We start from the raw sequence: 18,797 nt of genomic DNA, 5'->3' as shown, positions 1-18,797 counted from the left end.
ATAAATAAGAATCAACAAAACTATATATCATGAAAACAAATTTAAAAATTGCCTTAATTATGGTTATTGCAATATTCATCTCCGGATGCGATGATGATAGTCATTCTGATGAAGGCATCACCGATCTTCTCACCTCTGAACTCTCAAGTGCAAAATCATCAAAAAAAATACCAGACCTTATAACCCCTGAATTTTCTGAAGCCAAGTTAGAAATACAGCAAGTTTTTGGAGCTATAGCACAAAGTATTATAGAAGGTGATATGGATAAACTCATTTCTTATCATGCCTATTCTCCGAAATTTACAGAATTCAAAAATGGTGAACCCCGAAATGGAGGTGATGCAAACGAGGAATATGAACGTAATGTTTTTGGCTCGGTTACAGAAGTAGTGAAATTTGAAGCAAACGATTTAAAAATCGCCGTTTTTGGGGAGGTTGCCAATTTAACCTTTCACTCAGATTTTCACTTAAAATTCGGTGAAGACCTTGTTATTGTAAACGACCAAATAACCTTGCTGTTTGTTAAAACAAAAAAAGGATGGAAAATGGTTCACGAGCACCATTCACCATTAAACTAACTGGTTATCAAGCAAAAAGCATCCTGTAAATATTAGCACAATCAATTTTTAACACATAAATATTTTATTATGAAAACAAGAATAACATTTACATTTATCATAATTTTTGGTTTTTTTTCCATAAATTTAATTGCGCAACGTGAACTTATAAATGCTCAATTCCCAAAAGCTGAGAAAGAGGTCATGGAAACCTTTGGTGCTATTGCCCAAAGTATTAAAGATGGAGATATCGATAAACTCATTTCTTTTCATGCCTATGGACCAAAGTTTACAGAATTCAAAAACGGAGAACCTAGAAATGGTAGTGAAGCAAACGAAGCTCATGAACGTAGTGTTTTTGGCTCCGTAACTGAAGTTGTAAAGTTTGATGCCAAAGATTTAAAAATTGCCGTATATGGCCATGTAGCGAATTTAACATTCCATTCAGATTTTCACTTAAAATTTGGTGAAGACCTAGTTATTGTAAACGACCAAATCACTCTTTTGTTTGTAAATACAAATGATGGTTGGAAGATGGTACACGAGCATCATTCCCCATTAAATGTTCATTAATAACAGATTATTATTGGTAACCAAAATAAAGATAATATTATGAAAACACTTTTTGAAAAATTAGGTGGTAAAAATGGGATTACAATAATTGTAGACGACATAGTTAACAACCATTTTAACAACCCTCATCTTAGTCCAAGGTTCCTTCCCTATAAAGATAAACCGGAACAAATGGCCGCCATCAAAAATCATACTATTGATTTTTTTACAGCTGGAAGTGGTGGACCAAACAATTACAAGGGCAAAGATATGATTGCGGCACATACTGGAATGAATATAAGTCCAGCGGAATACATGCATGCAATTGACGACATCTTTATGGCACTTGATAAAAACAATATAGATGAAGACTCAAAAAAAGATGTTTTGACAATTCTATGGTCATTGAAAGGTTTGATAATTTCAAAGTAAATATTTAATAATAAACCAAACAAAAATGAAAAAATTAGTTAAAGATTTAGATTCCTCTTTAATTGATGAATTTACTTCAAAACTTAGAGGACGCATTGTATTGCCCAGTAATGCAAGTTACAACGAAACGAGAAAAGTGTATAATGGTATGATAGACAAGCACCCAGGTCTATTTGCTATGTGTTTGGATGTTGCTGATGTAATTGCTGCAGTAAACTTTGGAAGAGAAAACGATCTTCTGGTTGCCGTGAGAGGTGGCGGCCATAATGGTGGAGGTTTGGGACTTTGCGATGACGGACTCGTTATCGATTTATCTGGACTAAAATTTGTTCGCGTAGATACATCAGATAACACAGTAAGAGTCGGCGGCGGAAACCTTTGGGGCGAAGTTGACCATGCAACGCATCCATTTGGATTGGCAGTGCCAGCAGGAATTATTTCCACAACAGGGGTTGGAGGATTAACCTTAGGAGGTGGCGTTGGGCATTTATCACGAAAATATGGCTTAACTATCGACAATCTATTGGAAGCCGATATGGTTTTGGCAGACGGTTCATTTGTAACAGTCAATGCTAAACAAAATAGCGACTTATTTTGGGCTATACGTGGAGGAGGTGGAAATTTTGGAATAGTGACCTCTTTTAAATTTCAGGCCCATCCTGTTAAAACTGTAGTAGGCGGACCAACTTTATGGCCTATTGAAAGAACCGAAGAAATTATGGAATGGTACCATGAGTTTATTAACAGTGCTCCAGACGAATTAAATGGATTTATAGCAACGATGATTATTCCAGGCCCACCATTTCCAGATTTTTTGCATGGCAATCAATACTGTGGAATCGTATGGTGCTACACTGGGGGGCAAGAGCAATTTGACAAACTAATTAAACCAGCTATGGACTTGGAGCCTGTTTTTGCACATGTAGGCGAAATGCCCTATCCTGCAATTCAAACATTATTTGATGGATTAATGCCTCCAGGATTACAATGGTACTGGCGAGCCGACTTTTTTAATGAACTAGGTCCAAAAATAAGAAGCCAACATTTAAATTTCGGGTCAAAAATTCCAACACCGCTTTCTCAAATGCACTTATACCCAATAACTGGGGCTGCAAGCCGTGTTGGACTAGAAGATACACCTTGGGCATATCGCGATGCCAAGTATGCTGGTGTTATTGTAGGAGTAGATCCAGACCCAAAAAATGCAGACAAACTCACAAACTGGTGTAAGAATTATTATAATGCCTTACATCCATATTCATCTGGTGGTGCCTACACAAACTTTATGATGGATGAAGGACAAGAACGTGTCCAAGCAAGTTATAAGCATAACTACGACAGATTAACCAAAATTAAAGCAAAATACGACCCCAATAATTTATTTAGGGTTAACCAAAACATTAAGCCCAGTAATTAAAGGATACAAAAAAACCTGTTTCAATTGAAACAGGTTTTTTTTAATTTCTATTTTATTGATTTTTCTAAACCAACATGGTAACCGGATTCTCTATATATCCTTTTAAAGTTTGAAGGAATTGAGCTCCAGTTGCACCATCAACTGTTCTGTGGTCGCATGCCAATGTTAATTTCATAGTATTCCCAACTACTATTTCACCGTTTTTAACTACTGGTTTTTGCACAATGGCACCAACAGATAAAATCGCTGAATTAGGCTGATTGATAATAGATGTAAAGTAATCGATACCAAACATACCTAAGTTAGATACTGTAAATGTACTACCCGACATTTCGTCTGGCGTTAGTTTTTTATTCTTAGCTTTTATAGCAAGTTCTTTAACTCCTGCTCCAATTTGCGGAAGCGATTGCTCGTTGGCAAAACGCACAACAGGAACAACCAAACCATCTGGGACAGCAACAGCCACACCAATATGCACATGGTTATTTAAACGCATTTTATCGTCAAACCACTGTGAATTTACTTGTGGGTGTTCTTTTAAAGCTAAAGCACAAGCCTTAACTACTATATCGTTAAACGAAATTTTTGTATCTGGAATAGAGTTGAACTGGGTTCTAAAAGCAATGGCATTGTCCATATCAAACTCTACGGCCAAATAATAATGTGGCGCAGAAAATTTAGATTTGGTTAACGATTTTGCAATAGCCTTACGCATTTGTGAGTTTGTTATATCATCAAAATCTTCTTGTTCTGATGGCACAAATTTACCAACTGCAGCAGCTCCTGCCGCTGGCTCGTAATTTTCTATATCTCTTTTTATAATACGTCCGTTTTCACCAGAACCTTGAACTTTAGTCAGGTTAATACCTTTTTCTTCAGCAAGCTTTTTTGCCAATGGCGATACAAACACACGTCCGTTTTCTGTAACAGGCGTTGGTGCCGGCGCACTTGATTTTGGTTTTGAAGGTACTGGAGCAGAAGCCTTAGGGGCTTCTTTTTTAGATTCAGCTTTTGGAGCTTCTTCTTTTTTAGCCGGAGCAGAAGAAAAACTAGCTGCCACACCTGAAACATCGGTTCCTGCAGGACCAATAATCGCTAACAATTCATCTACTTTTGCTGATTCGCCTTCTTTTAATCCTATTTCCAATAAAGTACCAGACTGGAATGATTCAAATTCCATTGTAGCTTTATCAGTTTCTATTTCAGCCAAAATATCGCCTTCCTCAACAGTATCACCTACTTTTTTCAACCATGTTGCAACCGTACCTTCTTCCATGGTATCACTTAAACGCGGCATAGTAACAACTATGACACCTTCTGGCAAATCTACTGATCCACTTGACGCTTCTTCAGTAGCTTCTTCGCTTGAAGATGAATCTTCAGTTGAATCATCAGAACTTTCGTCACCACTTTCTGCGGAAGCACTACCTCCACCATTTAGTAAATCTGAAATGTCTTCTCCTTCTTCACCAATAATTGCCAATAGTTCGTCTACTTTTGTAGTTTCCCCTTCCTGCACACCAATATGAAGCAAAGTTCCCTCGTTAAAAGATTCGAACTCCATAGTTGCTTTATCGGTTTCAATTTCAGCTAAAATATCTCCTTCTTCAATTTTGTCTCCTACTTTTTTTAACCAAGCCGCAACAGTACCTTCTTCCATGGTATCGCTTAAACGCGGCATATTTACTACTATTGCCATAGTTTATATTTTGTGTTGAATAAATGGATAATCTTCTTGTTCGTAAACCACGTCGTACATCACGCTCTTTTCTGGGAACGGTGATTCTTCAGCAAATTTTTCACATTCTAAAACGCGTTCTTTTACTTTTTTATCGATGGCTTTAATATCATCCTCGCTAGCATATTTCTTTTCAAGAATAACATCTTTCACCTGAGTGATTGGATCAATCTTCTTGTATTCCTCTACCTCATCTTTTGTCCTGTAATGTTGGGCATCACTCATTGAATGACCTCTGTATCGGTATGTCTTAAGTTCTAAAAACGTTGGTCCACCACCGTTTCGTCCCCTTTGAATAGCTTCATCAAATGCTTCGGCTACTTTTACAGGATTCATACCATCAACTTCACCACATGGCATGTTGTATCCTAAACCTAACTTCCAAATCTCGGTATGGTTGGCCGTTCTAGCTACAGACGTACCCATGGCGTAACCATTGTTTTCACAAACAAACACTACCGGAAGATTCCATAGCATGGCTAAGTTAAAACTTTCGTGAAGAGACCCTTGTCTTGCGGCACCATCACCAAAGCAACACAAAGTTACCGCATCACTACCATGATACTTATCACCAAATGCAATACCTGCTCCTAATGGAATCTGGCCACCAACAATACCATGGCCTCCATAAAAACGGTGTTCTTTTGAGAAAATATGCATGGAGCCTCCCAATCCTTGAGAAGTACCAGTACCTTTTCCATACAATTCTGCCATAACACGCTTTGGGTCTACACCCATACCTATTGGCTGAACGTGGTTACGGTAGGCGGTTATCATTTTATCTTTAGTCAAATCCATCGCATGCAAAGCTCCCGCTAATACTGCTTCTTGACCATTGTACAAGTGAAGAAATCCTCTTACTTTTTGCTGAATGTATACCGCAGCTAGCTTGTCTTCAAACTTTCTCCAGAACATCATGTCTTCATACCATTTGAGGTAAACCTCTTTTGTGATTTTTTGCATGGAATACTATTATAATATTAATAAGCGAATACAAAAGTAACACTTTGTACCGTATTGAAAAAACCCAATATCATTAAAGTACAAAAAATACAAATAATTTACTTCTATCTTTCATCTTTAAACATTTACTAATTTTTCTTAATCAATTGTATTTTTATTTAAAATTTCAATCGATTACATTTATTAAATAAACACTTTAAATCACTAAAGCACAGATTTATCAAACATAAAAGGCAACAGATTTTCTAATGAATTTGACTTTGCAATATGTCCTAATTCCCCCTTAAAATAGATTTCAACAGGGCTCTTTTGCTTTATCTCATATTCTGCTATGGCCTGCCTACAAGCACCGCAAGGCGGTATTGGCGTTGTGGTTGGCACCTTTAAAGACCCCGCGCAAATGGCTATTATTCTAATTTTAGAATCAGGAAACTGGGAACCAGCATAATAAATAGCCGTACGCTCAGCGCATAGACCCGATGGAAAAGATGCATTTTCTTGATTGTTGCCAGTAATTATTTTATTGTTATCTAAAAGTATGGCTGCACCAACACTGAATTTTGAATACGGCGAATATGCGCCTTTCCTTGCTTTTATAGCATTTTGCATCAAACTATAAACCTCAGGAGGCAATTCATCTAGGCTTTCAAAAACCTGTAATGTTGACTCTATTTTTATTTCTTTCATATAACAGCTAAAGTAAAAGTAACAAACTATGACTAACAAAAAAACTATTGCCGTGGCAATAGTTTTTCGAATAATGATATTTTAATTCTTTTTTAATACTCGTAATACTCGCCAGCGCCAATATTAAACGTTAAAGAAAAACGTAAAGTCCCTTCTAAAGGACTCTGAACTTTCGAAGCCGAGAACAGATAAGATAAATCAATATTAACCACATTAGCTTTAAACCCAGCTCCTAATGCCATAAACTTTCTCGCTCCTTTTTCCTCGCTTTCGTTAAAGTAACCTGCCCTAAAAGCGAAAGAGTCTTGATATGTGTATTCTGCCCCTAAAGCCCATGTAAATTCTTTTAATTCTTCACTGAATCCTCCTGGCGCATCACCAAAGGATTGAAAAATCCCGGAAAGAAAGCTTACATCCTGTGATTGCCCTTTGTAAATAATATCTTCCTCTATTGCTGTGTTCTCGATATCATCAACATCTTCATCATAAACACCATTTCCATTATTATCTGTATAATTGTATCTATCTCCAAGAATTGGAGGTGTTGGAACCAATAATTTTGCGACCTCGGCTGTTACAGATACTTTATTATAATCGTCAAAGATAAAATCGAAACCACCTCCTAAACGTAAGTTGGTTGGTTGAAAGTTTTCTTGCCCTCCTTCATCATATTTGAATTTTGGACCAATATTTTGAATGGCAAAGCCACCACGCCATCTTCCATTGTAATCAGAATAAGCTTGTTCTTCGCTCTGGTAATAACCCGAGATGTCAACGCCAAAAGTGTTGGCCGCTGATGCATCACCATCAACACCATTCAATCTTAAATCGGAACGCAAATAACGCATAGCTACAGACATGGCGAACTGCTCAGATAAACGTAATGCATAAGACGCATCAATCGTTAATTCGTTTGGTCTTTGGATTAAGGGCGATGCGAATTCATCGGCTACAAATTCAATATCACCAAGTGAAAAGTATTTTAAACTCGCTGCAAAAGCACTACGCTCATCTAGGCGATTAAAATAGGTAAGGTTTCCTAAGAAAATATCATTTACCAATTTACTTAAGTAAGGAGTATAACTGATTCCAATGCCCGATTTAGTTTCTGAAAACACATACTTTGATGAGTTCCATTGTTGAGAAAAAGCATCAACACTGGTAGCAACACCCATATCGGCCATACCTGCTGCACGTGCATCAGATGCAATTAGCAAGAAAGGCACTCCAGTAGTAATTACCCTCGAATCATTTTCATTTGGTATAATTACCGTAGTTTCTTGAGCGTTAGTTTTTATGACAAAAGCCAGTGCTAAAAATAGCAATAGTTTATTCTTCATGAATTCATTTTTAGTTAGCAAATATAAATCTTTATTACAGTATTACAAGTTTCTCTATTTTCTCTACCGTTTTGTTCAATAGATTGGAGCGCACTCTTAATTTATAAACATAAACACCTTTACCTATTTTATCACCAAAATCGTCACGACCATCCCAAATCAAATCTCTCGATAGCGAACTAGTGGTAATTGTGCCTCCAGCAGTTTGCCCGTTCAGGGTTCTCACCAATTTCCCGGAAACGGTGAATATTTGTATAGAAACGTCTAAAGGCTCGGAACTATTGTGATTAAACCAAAATTCTGTGTAATTAACGAACGGATTTGGGTAGTTTAACACGTTATTGATGACTAAATCTTGATCCTTATCGAATACAATAAATTGAATTTCAGAGATGGATGAATTATTGTAAACATCCCACGCTTTAAGGGTTAAGGTATGTAAACCCGGTTCTAAATTACGCATAGGGAAACTTACAGTTCCTTGAGTGTAATCGTCCACCTCGGTTTGATAATAATCATTTAAAATTATAGGATTGGTTTCATCGCCATCTAAAATAGCCACGATATCGTGCCCAATACCACTTGCTGTATTTATACCATTAACATCTTCAAGGTTAGCCAGTAAAGTAGGAGATTCGTTTGTTATTCCTCCAGAAACAAAACTTTCATCATTCATATAAAGTGCTATGACTGGCCCAGTATTATCTTCTGCTGCATTTTCGTTTAGCCCACCTATTTTAACGGTGTTTACACTCGCTCCCCCACGGTCTTGTGTTAGTTCTTCGTTTTGGGCATAAAAACTAATTTTTCCAAAGCCAACAGGTATGCCTATATCTTTCGGTACTACAAAATCGAACTCAAACTGCCCGTTTTTCACTGATGCCTGTCCTCTAAAAATAATTTCGCCTAAGGTTTTAAAATCTAGTTTAACCAATTGCCCATTCAACGTTGTGCCATCGTTTGCCAAGGTTTGTCTTTCAATTTCTTTATCATAAATCGTCGTTGAAAGCGTACCATTATAATTGGAAAGTAGGTTGCCGGATAAATCGGTTATCTCGCCAGCCAACTTTACATAACTCAAAGCTTTTAAAGTATCTGTAGCTTGAGCAATGGGAACGTCGTTTATTTTTGTTAAATTTATATTGGGTCGTGGAAATGCCAATTTCATGGCTGGGTCTCCAATAAAAAATATCAAGCGCTTTTGGCTAGACCGGGCTACGCCCACATCGCTTTTTGCCAACCTTAAAGCTTCAGCCATTGATGGATATTCGTAGTCGCCATAAGTATCGTTATCGCTATAAGAAAACAAATACTGCCCAAGAATACGGTTAAACGAAATAGCAAAACTCACAAATATTTGCCGGGTTGTAGTAATTAGGCCAATGGCCCCAGCATTTTTATTCCAATAGGTAAACTCTCCCGCCGTTTCCCTGTAAGGGTTATCGAACCTAGAAAACTCACAGGTTACCGTAACAAAGCAGTTGAGTTTATTAAAATTACGAAAGTTCTCAACATCGGGCTTAAGCAAAATACGCTCCTCGGCCAATCCATCTTCACCGCCATGCCCAAAATAATTAACTACCAAAGCACCATTATCAACAGCATTGGCAATTTCGGTAGTTACATCAGGGTATCTTTCCCCTCCTGCTGAAAACTCCTGTTGAAAAGCATCAGAATGTATTTTTACAACATTCATAAATGGTTTTTCGCTAGTAACCAAATTCCCTATCTCATCGGTGGTCTCTTGAAGCAAACCTTCCCAATCTTGATCAACATCATCGGAAACAACAACAAAGTTATTACGCCAGCTTCCGTAAGATTCCTTAACATAGTAAGATTCAATTTTATCTACCAATTCTTTGGCACGTTGCGGTGTGTCAGCCAAAATCCTTCCAACAGCTATATCGAGTCCATCGGAGGTAGACATACTACCTTCATTATCGTCCATCATTCCATAAAAATCATCGGAAACAAACGAACTTGCTAAACTAAAACTGTTGTAAGAGTACCATGAAGGCACTACGTTGGTATTGTTAGGCACTCGATCTTTATAATCGAAAGAGCCATCGCCAAACAAACATAAATATTTGATTCGATTTTCGGGCGCACTGGCATTATCGTAAACATATTTAACCATATTACGTATAGCTCCAATATCAGGATTCCCTGAGCTAAACTCGTTATAGATTTCAGTAAGCCCCAACACCTTAACATTTAAATTATATTGGTTTCTGTTAATTTGGGCCAGCCGTTCAGCATGGTTTATCATATTGTCTGGAGCCACTATTACATAATCGACATCTTGAAATTGGCCTTGACTATTTTGAAATATAGTTCCTTTAATATTTTGGTTACCAATAGTTGTTGTTCCATCAAATTTAGGTTCGTGAAAATCGGAAGGCGATACTGCCATGTAAGTTCTCAAACTTCCTAAATTGGCTTTAAAACTTAAGTTCGATCCACTGTCGTTATTTATAAAATTTGAAACGTTATATATATCAGTAACATCCCAAATTTCTGAGAGATTCTCCGTATTGCTTAGATTATATTGACCAATCCCCGTTTCTGTGGCTACAATACTGTTTTTAAACTGAAATTGCTTATTATTGAAATTCAAGTTTCTAACACCCTCAACAGAAATATAATCCAAATACCCCAAAGTACTTGGATTGCCCCGATTATCGAAATTTAAATTTACTTTTACGTTTGGCGTGCTAACGTTCACATTTCCACTAAAGGTGGCTCCACTGGCATATGTCGGGCTGCTTACACCCGAAAGCGACAAATTAGCCTGGTTGTCACCATTAACCTGTACATTCATGGTACTGCCTGCTTTTGATGCCGCGGCAACAACAACGGTTACTTTTACCGGTTGTGAGGTTACTAAGTCAGGAAAATCAAATCCAAATTCCTTTTTATTATCTACATCAAATCGATCACCGAACCAACGCCTTCCCAATGACACCAAGTTATACTCGTCTACTTCATGAAATTGGTAATCTTCAAAAGTATCTATTATAAGATTGGGCGTTCCTGACGGCTGCCCAAAAGATTGTATCCGTTTACCATTGCCCGCCCCAACATTAATATAATAATATGTTTTATCGGTATAACAATTAATATGAGTTCTACTTTCACTGTTATAACCTTTTGGACCTTGTCCGTAAAATAAAATATAGTCATTGTTGCCAAAATCACCGTCTTCCTCCCCAACAAACTTAATGGCATTTTCAGGAACATCATAAGGATAAGGTTCTGCGTTGGCATATGGCACCATTCGACCCCCATGACCAAACAACTTAATCGTCCTTGGGTCTACACTGTTCACATTAACACCCAAACGCTGCAAAAAACTTTTTGATAATTTAAAAACTCCCGTGGTATCAATATAAAACCTGTACCACTCACCCGAACTTAGCACAGAGTTAGAAATAGCTCTTGAATCTCGTGATGCTTTGCCTAATATAGAACTTCTACCGCTATTAATCCCGCCATTATAGTTAAGTTGAAAAGCAATCACTTTTTTATAAAGACCGTTTTCATCCTTTATAATAGGGGTAATACGAAATAAAATATATTTTTTGTTACGAGCGTTAGAATTCTTTAAACTGAAATTCAATTTTGTTGGGATTGTTTTCAAATCCACGTCTTTCAGCTCGCTTTTTGAAATGGATTGGTAAGAAACATTCGTTATAGATGCAGAATTTTCATCTACAAGGCTTTTGGTCTCCCATTGATCGACAAACTGCAAACCTTTTTCAAAAGTAAAGTCAAAATACTCATTATTAAAAGCAGGAACTTGGATGGTTGCAGCACCAATAGACAGCGTTTTTGTTGCTTCCCAAGTAATATTGTACTTTTTCTGTTGAGCAAATACTGTTGTTGATAACAACAGCATTATTATCAAATAATTCTTTTTCATTGCTAAAATAACGTCATTAACGGCTTGTTATTATTAAAAAAACAACAATTTCGTAAACTGGATCAAAAATACAATAATAAATTCGTAAAACCGCCGTTAATACAACACAAAACATCGTTGAAAATCGGCAAAAACATCGATGTACGGTTAAAAAAACAAGGTGAAATACACTTTTTTTTGGTTAAAATGCAAAAAATAGCTTGTGTTATTGGCTTTAATTATTATATTGCACCTCCAAAACAATATTAGCTTACTTAAAAGTATGGATATGAAAAAAGTAGTCACATTAAAGTTCCTATTAGTTTTAGCACTAATAGTTACTGCAACTGGTTGTAAAAAATCTTCGAGCTCCAAGAACACTTCAAGAGCAACCGGTTGGGAAATCAATTCAAGAGAAGGAGGCTTTCAATATAATACAGACTTCAAGGAACAGGAAACTTCTCCTGGTTTAGTTTTTATTGAAGGTGGCACGTTTACTAAAGGTCGCGTTCAAGACGATGTGATGCATGATTGGAATAATAGTCCAAATCAGCAACACGTACAATCATTCTATATGGATGAAACAGAGGTTACCAATATGATGTACGTTGAGTACTTAGATTACCTTAAACGCGTATACCCTCCCTCTGAGGACATGTATAAAGCCATTTATACCGGTGCTTTACCAGACACGCTAGTTTGGAGAAATCGTTTAGGGTATAACGAAGTGATGACCGAAAATTATTTGCGTCACCCTGCCTATGCCGAGTACCCTGTAGTAGGGGTGAGTTGGATTCAGGCGGTTGAGTTCGCGAACTGGAGATCTGATCAAGTGGCACACAGATCCCTTCAAATGAATGGATATCTTGAGCGTGATTCACACCTTCAAGTCAATGCAGAGCAAACCTTTAACACCGATACTTACATCAATGCACCAACCGAAACATTTGGCGGCAATGAAGAAATATTGCGACCAGAACGTGGCAGCAGAAACATAAGAGTTGATGAAGATGGAAATGAATCTGGTGTTTTTGCCACTCGCGGAACCGGAGTTATTCCTCCAAAATATAGACTACCAACAGAAACTGAGTGGGAATATGCAGCTTTAGGTTTAAGTGAAATTAGAAGTTACAACCTTTACCGCGGACGTAAAAAATACCCATGGGAAGGACAATATACCCGTAATGGTTCACGTAAATTCCGTGGTGACCAATTGGCTAACTTTAAACAAGGAAAAGGTGATTACGGCGGAATTGCAGGTTGGTCTGATGACGGAGCCGATATAACTAACGCAGTTAAATCATACGAACCTAACGATTATGGTTTATATGATATGGCCGGAAATGTTGCCGAATGGGTAGCTGATGTTTACAGGCCTATTATTGACGACGAGTTTAACGATTTTAACTATTACCGTGGTAATGTTTATACTAAAAATGCATTAAACGAAGATGGCACAGTGAAAATAGTTACTACTGACGACATTGTTTACGACACGCTTTCTAACGGAAAAGTAATTGCTAGAAACCTTCCAGGTGAGATTAAACAAGTTGCCGTTGACGAAAACGAAACATATTTAAGAACCAACTTTGACAGAAGTAACGAAATAAACTTTAGAGATGGTGACAAACGTTCATCACGTAACTACCAAAGTTTCATGGATGATGAAGGTACAGAAGGTGAGTCTGAGACTCGAAGCATGTACAACTCTCCTAAACACAGAATATCAAGAGATTCTCTTGGTAATATAATTAGAGAGTATGATGAAAGTAATACCAGAACTTCTTTAATTAATGATGAAGTTAGGGTTTATAAAGGTGGTTCATGGAAAGATAGAGAGTATTGGTTAGACCCAGCTCAAAGACGCTACTTCCCACAAGATATGGCTACCGATTATATAGGATTTAGATGTGCTATGTCTCGCGTAGGATCTAAAAGCAAAGCCAAGAACAAAAAGAAAAACTAGTTTTAGTTTTTAAAAAATAATTAGAAAAGTCCTGACTAATCTCAGGACTTTTTTTATACATTTAATTCATAAAACAAAACCTGTATAGCAGTTGGAAATACAAGTATTACACAAGCTTTATTTAAAATGCGCATCGGCAAATACCGACACCAGAAAAATTAAAGCCAACGATATGTTTTTTGCCTTAAAAGGCGCAAATTTTAATGGTAATACCTACGCTGAAAAAGCTATTGAATTGGGTGCTAAATATGCCATAGTTGATGAAGTTGAATATAACACCTCCGAAAAAACCATTTTGGTTAACAACGTGTTCGAAACACTTCAGCAACTGGCATCGTTTCACCGGACCTTTTTAAATATTCCCGTTATTGCTTTAACTGGAAGCAATGGTAAAACCACCACAAAAGAGCTTATTAATGCCGTACTTTCCAAAAAGTATTGCACCACAGCCACCTTTGGAAATTTAAATAACCATATTGGCGTGCCTCTTACCTTACTTTCTATGACTAAAAAAACTGAAATAGGCATTGTTGAAATGGGCGCGAACCACCTAAAAGAAATCGAATCTTTATGTCAAATAGCCAAACCCGATTATGGCTACATCACCAACTTTGGCAAAGCGCATTTAGAAGGTTTTGGCGGTATTGAAGGGGTTATTAAAGGTAAAAGCGAAATGTATGGCCATTTGATGACCAATAATAAAACAATTTTTGTAAATGCAAATGACCCAATTCAAGTTGAAAAAACCCAAAACGCTTCCACTTTTTCTTTTGGAAATAAAAACCTGTCGGCAGATGTCGTCATAGATTTTATAGAAGCACAGCCCTTTGTAAAATGCCGCTTCCAAGATTTAGAACTAGAAAGCCAACTTATTGGTGAATATAACTTTTACAACATTGCAGCAGCCATTACCATAGGAAACTATTTTAAAGTCCCAAACGTTGATATAAAGCAAGCTATTGAAAGCTATGCACCATCAAATAACCGGTCGCAAATTATACAAAAAGGCAGTAATAAAATTATCCTGGATGCTTACAATGCCAACCCGACCAGTATGATAGCTGCTTTAAAAAACTTTGAAAAACAATCTGGAAACAAAATAGCCATTTTAGGCGATATGTTCGAATTGGGCAAAGACGCCAAACAAGAGCACCAAAACATTGCTGATTTGGCCATCTCGTTAAACATAGAAAATATTATACTGGTGGGCGAAAATTTCTTTCAGGTGGAAATGAACTCAGGGAAAATAACTAAACACAAATCTTTTTCTGATTTTGAAAAACAGTTTGATGTTTCAAATATTAAAAAGGCTGTGCTTTTAATAAAAGGCTCACGCGGAATGGCTTTAGAGCGGGTTTTGGAAATCTTATAAAACTAAAATATCAAACTAAAACTTAATATTGTTTTTTAAGAGCGTGAATGTTTAAAACAAAACAGTGCCCGCTAAATTACACACGGACACTTGTTTTATCTAATTCTCCCTAAGAACTAATTAATAGCATGATAAAGTTGCAACGAAATGACTTATAAAACAATACTCAATTTGAGTATTTACTTAGATTCAATACTAATTTTCGTTAAAAGCCTTATTTGAGCAGATAAAAAGCTTATACTAATCATTTAATTACTAGCAACTGTGTTCAATTTGAAAAGAAAAAACGTAGTAGCGGTAACATTAAATAATATTCTTTTGCATTTTAAGCATCCCAACAAGCTCTCCAGTTGATGAAATATTAAGCTTTTTTAAAATATTTCTTCGGTGTGTATCTACCGTATTTGAACTGATATTGAGTTTTTCAGCAATTTCCTTACTTGAATAATTTAAAGCCAACAGCCTAATAATATCGCGTTCTCTATTACTCACACCATCAGTCAATAAATTCTGAGAGAAATTATTATAGTAAACCGTATCGTATTCATTTCGATTGTTCAGAAGTTTCGCCGAAGCACATACCGGCATTTTTAAATCGGCATTAATAACAGTATAATGGGCAAGCCCTATTATGGGCTTTTCATCCATGTCAAATTCCAAAGGGGTAGTATTTTGAATGATATTGACGTATTCTTCTTTAGCATTTTTAAAACGGTAGTTCCAAGTATAACTCATTTTTCCCCGGTCTGCCAAGTCAATTTCACTCAATGTAAAATTCATCAATTCATTTAGGGCTTTTAACCATTGCTCTAAATCATCCGGATGTATCCTACTCCAAAAGTACCTCATGCCTTCTGCTTCTAGTATACCTTTGTCTAAACCCAAACAGGTCTTGAAATTTTTGCTAACATATTCAAACGATAATTCTTGCGTATTGGTAATACAGAAAAAAGTTGAGCTGTAAGGAAGAAAAGCGTCTAGTTCAATTATTTTTTCAATGTGTTTCTCCAAAGAGGGACTATAATATGATTTAAATATTTCCCTGTAGGTACTTTTAACTTTTTCATTGGTCATAGAAACGAAAGATTTCAATAAATGTAGGAAAAAAAGTTAGAAGTAGTACTAGTTTAGACCTCTATAGTATAATAGTGGGTCATACTGGATTCGAACCAGTGACTTCTACCCTGTCAAGGTAACACTCTGAACCAACTGAGTTAATGACCCAAATAATTTTATAAATCTACGATTTTTTTAAACTACAGACATAAAAAAAGTCTGCTTAAAAAAGCAGACTTTTTGTGGGCGCGAAGGGATTCGAACCTATTTCTTTAGCCCCTATGCTTACTGGGTTTCCTTGCTTATGTTTTTATTACTAACCGAATTACAGACCGTTTTAGAATTATCTGGCTTCGTAGATTTCAAATATAATTATATAATGTTAAATGACATTAAATCACCTATTTAATAACAACTATTTCCTTATTTCTGTTATACCGCTTATAAATGTTGGTACTCTATTGACATATTTTATTATGCTTCGAAGTTACAAACTTCGAAGAGCTGGGTTGTTTTGAATAGCTTCTGTAACCTTTTTGGCTGTGTGCCTCTTGAAATCCCTTAGCAATTCTGAAGGTTTGTCATTCGCAGACCTAAAAATAAAATGTACATAGTTTGGCATAAAGCAATAACAGTATAATTTCATACCCTTTTCAGCCCTGCAATAGTTTACACTTTCCGCCAGTATATTAAAGTAAATTTGTCTTGTAAAAACATCAAGCCAATTTACTGTTGCAAAGCTTACAAAATATAAACCTGCTTTGTTATGGAATTTATAATTTCTGCTCATAGAGCCAATTTAATAAAATTAACCCTACCGCTAAGCTAAGCCTAGTGGCCATATTACAATTTAAAAAAGCCTTTACATGACTGTAAAAGCTTTTCTAAATTTATTTTATGGCTATCATTACCAATCTTTACCGCCACTAGCTACAAACTAGCGGTAGCGGGGAAGGTCAACTGTCCAGTTACGATAAAGATGTTTTAAAGCGTATTGAGGATATTGAACAGCTTGACGATGAGACCAGAAGCAAGCTCTTTTTTCTTATCGATAATATCATTCAGAACTTTAAAACTAAACAGGCGTTCTCATAAAAAAAACCACCTCGTTAAAGGTGGTTTATCTTTTTTATTGCTCTTATCTGCACGAGCTACAAACTCATACTAGCAGGGTTTAACCTATTCTTTTATCTTCTTTTTAGTTAGAACCATTTTTATTATGTAGAATAAATCAAAGATGCTTAATAAAACAATCAAAATTATTTGTTCAGTGCTAATACAGGGAGGGCACTTAATTCCAGGGGGGCATGGTTCGCATTGAGGCTGTATTAAGTAAATTATAGATATTAATACAACATTAATCAAAATCAATATTAAAAGTTTTTTCTTCATAATTTACACTTTTAATTACCTGTCAATTTAACTAAAACAGGCTTTTTTATTGTCTTAAATGTTCCTGTTCTAGTATAATTATTAAAAAGATTTTTCCGTTTAGCATTTCTATACCTTGTAGTATTTTTTCTCGCTTGATAATTAGAGTAAGCAGATTTAAATCTATTAAAAGTATTGACTGCCCCTTCTACAATACCATCTATATTCCTTTGTTCAACGTTACCAGCCCAATCACCCATTATATTATTTTCCCAACCATCATTCGGTTCACTATATCCTTCAGAATTATCCGAATATCTATCCTTTAAACCTGCTAAATGTCCAAATTCATGAGCATAAGTAAAATAATTAGCACCTGGAGAACTCTCTTTAGAATACCAAGTTCCGCCATTTGACCTTACTCCATCTACATATGACCTACCTTCTTCATCTTTAATTTCCACTAGATTATCTCCTTCTTTTAATTCAGTTGTTTCTTCATCATAGACTTCGACGTTCACATCAAATTTAACTGAATATTCATTACCATCTTCATCTTTATAACCTAAGCCAGCAGCATTCCAATAATTTTCAATTGATTTCTCAATTTTACTTGCCTCTTTATCATTAGCACCACTACCATGAATATAAATGTTGCCAGATATAGTTATATTTCCATCTTCATCAATTGAGATTATAACATCTTTACCATCAGGGTCAATAAATAATGTTGGATTATTAAGAGCATAGTTGTATGGCGATGCTCCATAATATTTCTCCGCTAATGGGTCAGGATTCATCCAACGTCCCAGCGCAACGTCATAATTTCTAGCACCAAAATCATACCAATCTAACTCAAGCTCTTCGTTAAGTTCTTTTCCACTATACTTAAACGGATGATTAGTAACAGGATTATTATTGTAACCTTTATGACGTAAGCCAAAAGGATAGTAGTTGTTCTCCTCCAGTATCTCATCGTTATAACTGGTACTGCCCGTCCCGTCAACAAGGTTGTCCCCGTTAATGTCCATATAGCTGAGCCTTATGTTCCCCAAGTGGTCCCTGTACTGGTAGGCATAGTTAAAGCCCTGGCTATAGTTATTGGCATCCTCGGGCTCTACGTATCCTTCCGGGTGGTTAAAAAATTTCAATGAACTGCCACTTCCCGTATCCCTATAAACATAGTTCCCCGCATAATGGGTATAGGTGTCGCTACCGTTTTCGGTAACCTTCTTTTCCAGCTTTACACCTGTGGCATCGTAAATGTATTTAATTTTATCGGTACCACCAAACTGTACTTCGTCGGGCAGGTTCAAATGGTTGTAGCTTATCGAGATGATGCCCTTGTTCTTGTCCTCGGTCATGTTGCCGTTGGTGTCATAATCATAATCGTTGCCAACGGTATTGCCATCCTCAAAACCATAGGCCTTGTAGGAAGAGGAAGC

At 36.4% G+C, this 18,797-nt stretch carries 14 protein-coding genes and 1 tRNA gene; 6 read left to right on the top strand and 9 right to left on the bottom strand.

What is annotated here, in order from left to right; all coding sequences use genetic code 11:
* Positions 1–29: 29 nt before the first annotated feature.
* The 4 genes from ACIEHO_RS06515 (at position 30) to ACIEHO_RS06500 (ending at position 2,958) form a co-directional block, all read left to right on the top strand.
* Positions 30–578 carry a nuclear transport factor 2 family protein gene (locus tag ACIEHO_RS06515; protein WP_406969883.1) on the top strand — a complete coding sequence of 183 codons (549 nt, stop codon included), beginning with the start codon at positions 30–32 and terminating at the stop codon, positions 576–578.
* 69 nt (positions 579–647) lie between these two features.
* Complete coding sequence (locus ACIEHO_RS06510) at positions 648–1,130, top strand: YybH family protein (protein WP_406969881.1); 483 nt, start codon at positions 648–650, stop codon at positions 1,128–1,130.
* A 39-nt stretch (positions 1,131–1,169) separates the two neighbouring features.
* Positions 1,170–1,541, top strand: coding sequence for a group I truncated hemoglobin (locus tag ACIEHO_RS06505; RefSeq protein WP_406969879.1), 372 nt, complete (start codon positions 1,170–1,172; stop codon positions 1,539–1,541).
* Positions 1,542–1,566: 25 nt separating this feature from the next.
* Entirely contained in the window at positions 1,567–2,958 is a 1,392-nt protein-coding gene (locus ACIEHO_RS06500; protein WP_406969877.1) for an FAD-binding oxidoreductase, read from the top strand.
* A gap of 64 nt (positions 2,959–3,022) precedes the next feature.
* On the opposite strand, the gene ACIEHO_RS06495 is transcribed toward ACIEHO_RS06500, so the two are convergent.
* The 5 genes from ACIEHO_RS06495 to porU form a co-directional block, all read right to left on the bottom strand.
* Complete coding sequence (locus ACIEHO_RS06495; RefSeq protein WP_406969875.1) at positions 3,023–4,657, bottom strand: pyruvate dehydrogenase complex dihydrolipoamide acetyltransferase; 1,635 nt, start codon at positions 4,655–4,657, stop codon at positions 3,023–3,025.
* A 3-nt stretch (positions 4,658–4,660) separates the two neighbouring features.
* Positions 4,661–5,659 (bottom strand): pyruvate dehydrogenase (acetyl-transferring) E1 component subunit alpha, encoded by a 999-nt coding sequence (gene pdhA / locus ACIEHO_RS06490; protein WP_406969873.1) that lies wholly within the window; start codon positions 5,657–5,659, stop codon positions 4,661–4,663.
* 204 nt (positions 5,660–5,863) lie between these two features.
* Positions 5,864–6,346: a cytidine deaminase gene (gene cdd / locus ACIEHO_RS06485; protein WP_406969871.1), complete on the bottom strand. Its 483-nt coding sequence runs from the start codon at positions 6,344–6,346 to the stop codon at positions 5,864–5,866.
* Positions 6,347–6,438: 92 nt separating this feature from the next.
* Positions 6,439–7,686 carry a type IX secretion system outer membrane channel protein PorV gene (gene porV, locus ACIEHO_RS06480; protein WP_406969869.1) on the bottom strand — a complete coding sequence of 416 codons (1,248 nt, stop codon included), beginning with the start codon at positions 7,684–7,686 and terminating at the stop codon, positions 6,439–6,441.
* Positions 7,687–7,720: 34 nt separating this feature from the next.
* Complete coding sequence (porU, locus tag ACIEHO_RS06475) at positions 7,721–11,608, bottom strand: type IX secretion system sortase PorU (RefSeq protein ID WP_406969867.1); 3,888 nt, start codon at positions 11,606–11,608, stop codon at positions 7,721–7,723.
* 262 nt (positions 11,609–11,870) lie between these two features.
* Here porU and gldJ point away from each other — a divergent pair, with 262 nt between their 5' ends.
* Positions 11,871–13,553, top strand: coding sequence for a gliding motility lipoprotein GldJ (gene gldJ / locus ACIEHO_RS06470; protein ID WP_406969865.1), 1,683 nt, complete (start codon positions 11,871–11,873; stop codon positions 13,551–13,553).
* Positions 13,554–13,644: 91 nt separating this feature from the next.
* Positions 13,645–14,925, top strand: a complete 1,281-nt coding sequence (locus ACIEHO_RS06465) for a UDP-N-acetylmuramoyl-tripeptide--D-alanyl-D-alanine ligase (protein ID WP_406969863.1) — start codon at positions 13,645–13,647, stop codon at positions 14,923–14,925.
* Between the two features lie 303 nt (positions 14,926–15,228).
* On the opposite strand, the gene ACIEHO_RS06460 is transcribed toward ACIEHO_RS06465, so the two are convergent.
* From ACIEHO_RS06460 to ACIEHO_RS06445, 4 genes are all read right to left on the bottom strand, one after another.
* Entirely contained in the window at positions 15,229–15,999 is a 771-nt protein-coding gene (locus ACIEHO_RS06460) for a LuxR C-terminal-related transcriptional regulator (protein WP_406969861.1), read from the bottom strand.
* A 75-nt stretch (positions 16,000–16,074) separates the two neighbouring features.
* Positions 16,075–16,149, bottom strand: a tRNA-Val gene (locus tag ACIEHO_RS06455).
* Between the two features lie 319 nt (positions 16,150–16,468).
* Positions 16,469–16,771, bottom strand: a complete 303-nt coding sequence (locus ACIEHO_RS06450) for a transposase (protein WP_406969859.1) — start codon at positions 16,769–16,771, stop codon at positions 16,469–16,471.
* A gap of 613 nt (positions 16,772–17,384) precedes the next feature.
* Positions 17,385–18,797, bottom strand: a 1,413-nt coding sequence (locus ACIEHO_RS06445; protein WP_406969857.1) for an RHS repeat-associated core domain-containing protein, incomplete at its 5' end; no start/stop codon positions are given.

The organism is Flavisericum labens (assembly GCF_045446075.1).
Lineage (GTDB): Bacteria > Bacteroidota > Bacteroidia > Flavobacteriales > Flavobacteriaceae > Flavisericum > Flavisericum labens.
This window is presented reverse-complemented; position numbering and strand designations above follow the sequence as displayed.

Bases quoted from the DNA above. Each gene is read 5' to 3' on its own strand.
- ACIEHO_RS06515 (WP_406969883.1), top strand. From the start codon at position 30: ATGAAAACAAATTTAAAAATTGCCTTAATTATGGTTATTGCAATATTC.
- ACIEHO_RS06510 (WP_406969881.1), top strand. From the start codon at position 648: ATGAAAACAAGAATAACATTTACATTTATCATAATTTTTGGTTTTTTT.
- ACIEHO_RS06505 (WP_406969879.1), top strand. From the start codon at position 1,170: ATGAAAACACTTTTTGAAAAATTAGGTGGTAAAAATGGGATTACAATA.
- ACIEHO_RS06500 (WP_406969877.1), top strand. From the start codon at position 1,567: ATGAAAAAATTAGTTAAAGATTTAGATTCCTCTTTAATTGATGAATTT.
- ACIEHO_RS06495 (WP_406969875.1), bottom strand. From the start codon at position 4,657: ATGGCAATAGTAGTAAATATGCCGCGTTTAAGCGATACCATGGAAGAA.
- pdhA (WP_406969873.1), bottom strand. From the start codon at position 5,659: ATGCAAAAAATCACAAAAGAGGTTTACCTCAAATGGTATGAAGACATG.
- cdd (WP_406969871.1), bottom strand. From the start codon at position 6,346: ATGAAAGAAATAAAAATAGAGTCAACATTACAGGTTTTTGAAAGCCTA.
- porV (WP_406969869.1), bottom strand. From the start codon at position 7,686: ATGAAGAATAAACTATTGCTATTTTTAGCACTGGCTTTTGTCATAAAA.
- porU (WP_406969867.1), bottom strand. From the start codon at position 11,608: ATGAAAAAGAATTATTTGATAATAATGCTGTTGTTATCAACAACAGTA.
- gldJ (WP_406969865.1), top strand. From the start codon at position 11,871: ATGGATATGAAAAAAGTAGTCACATTAAAGTTCCTATTAGTTTTAGCA.
- ACIEHO_RS06460 (WP_406969861.1), bottom strand. From the start codon at position 15,999: ATGACCAATGAAAAAGTTAAAAGTACCTACAGGGAAATATTTAAATCA.
- ACIEHO_RS06450 (WP_406969859.1), bottom strand. From the start codon at position 16,771: ATGAGCAGAAATTATAAATTCCATAACAAAGCAGGTTTATATTTTGTA.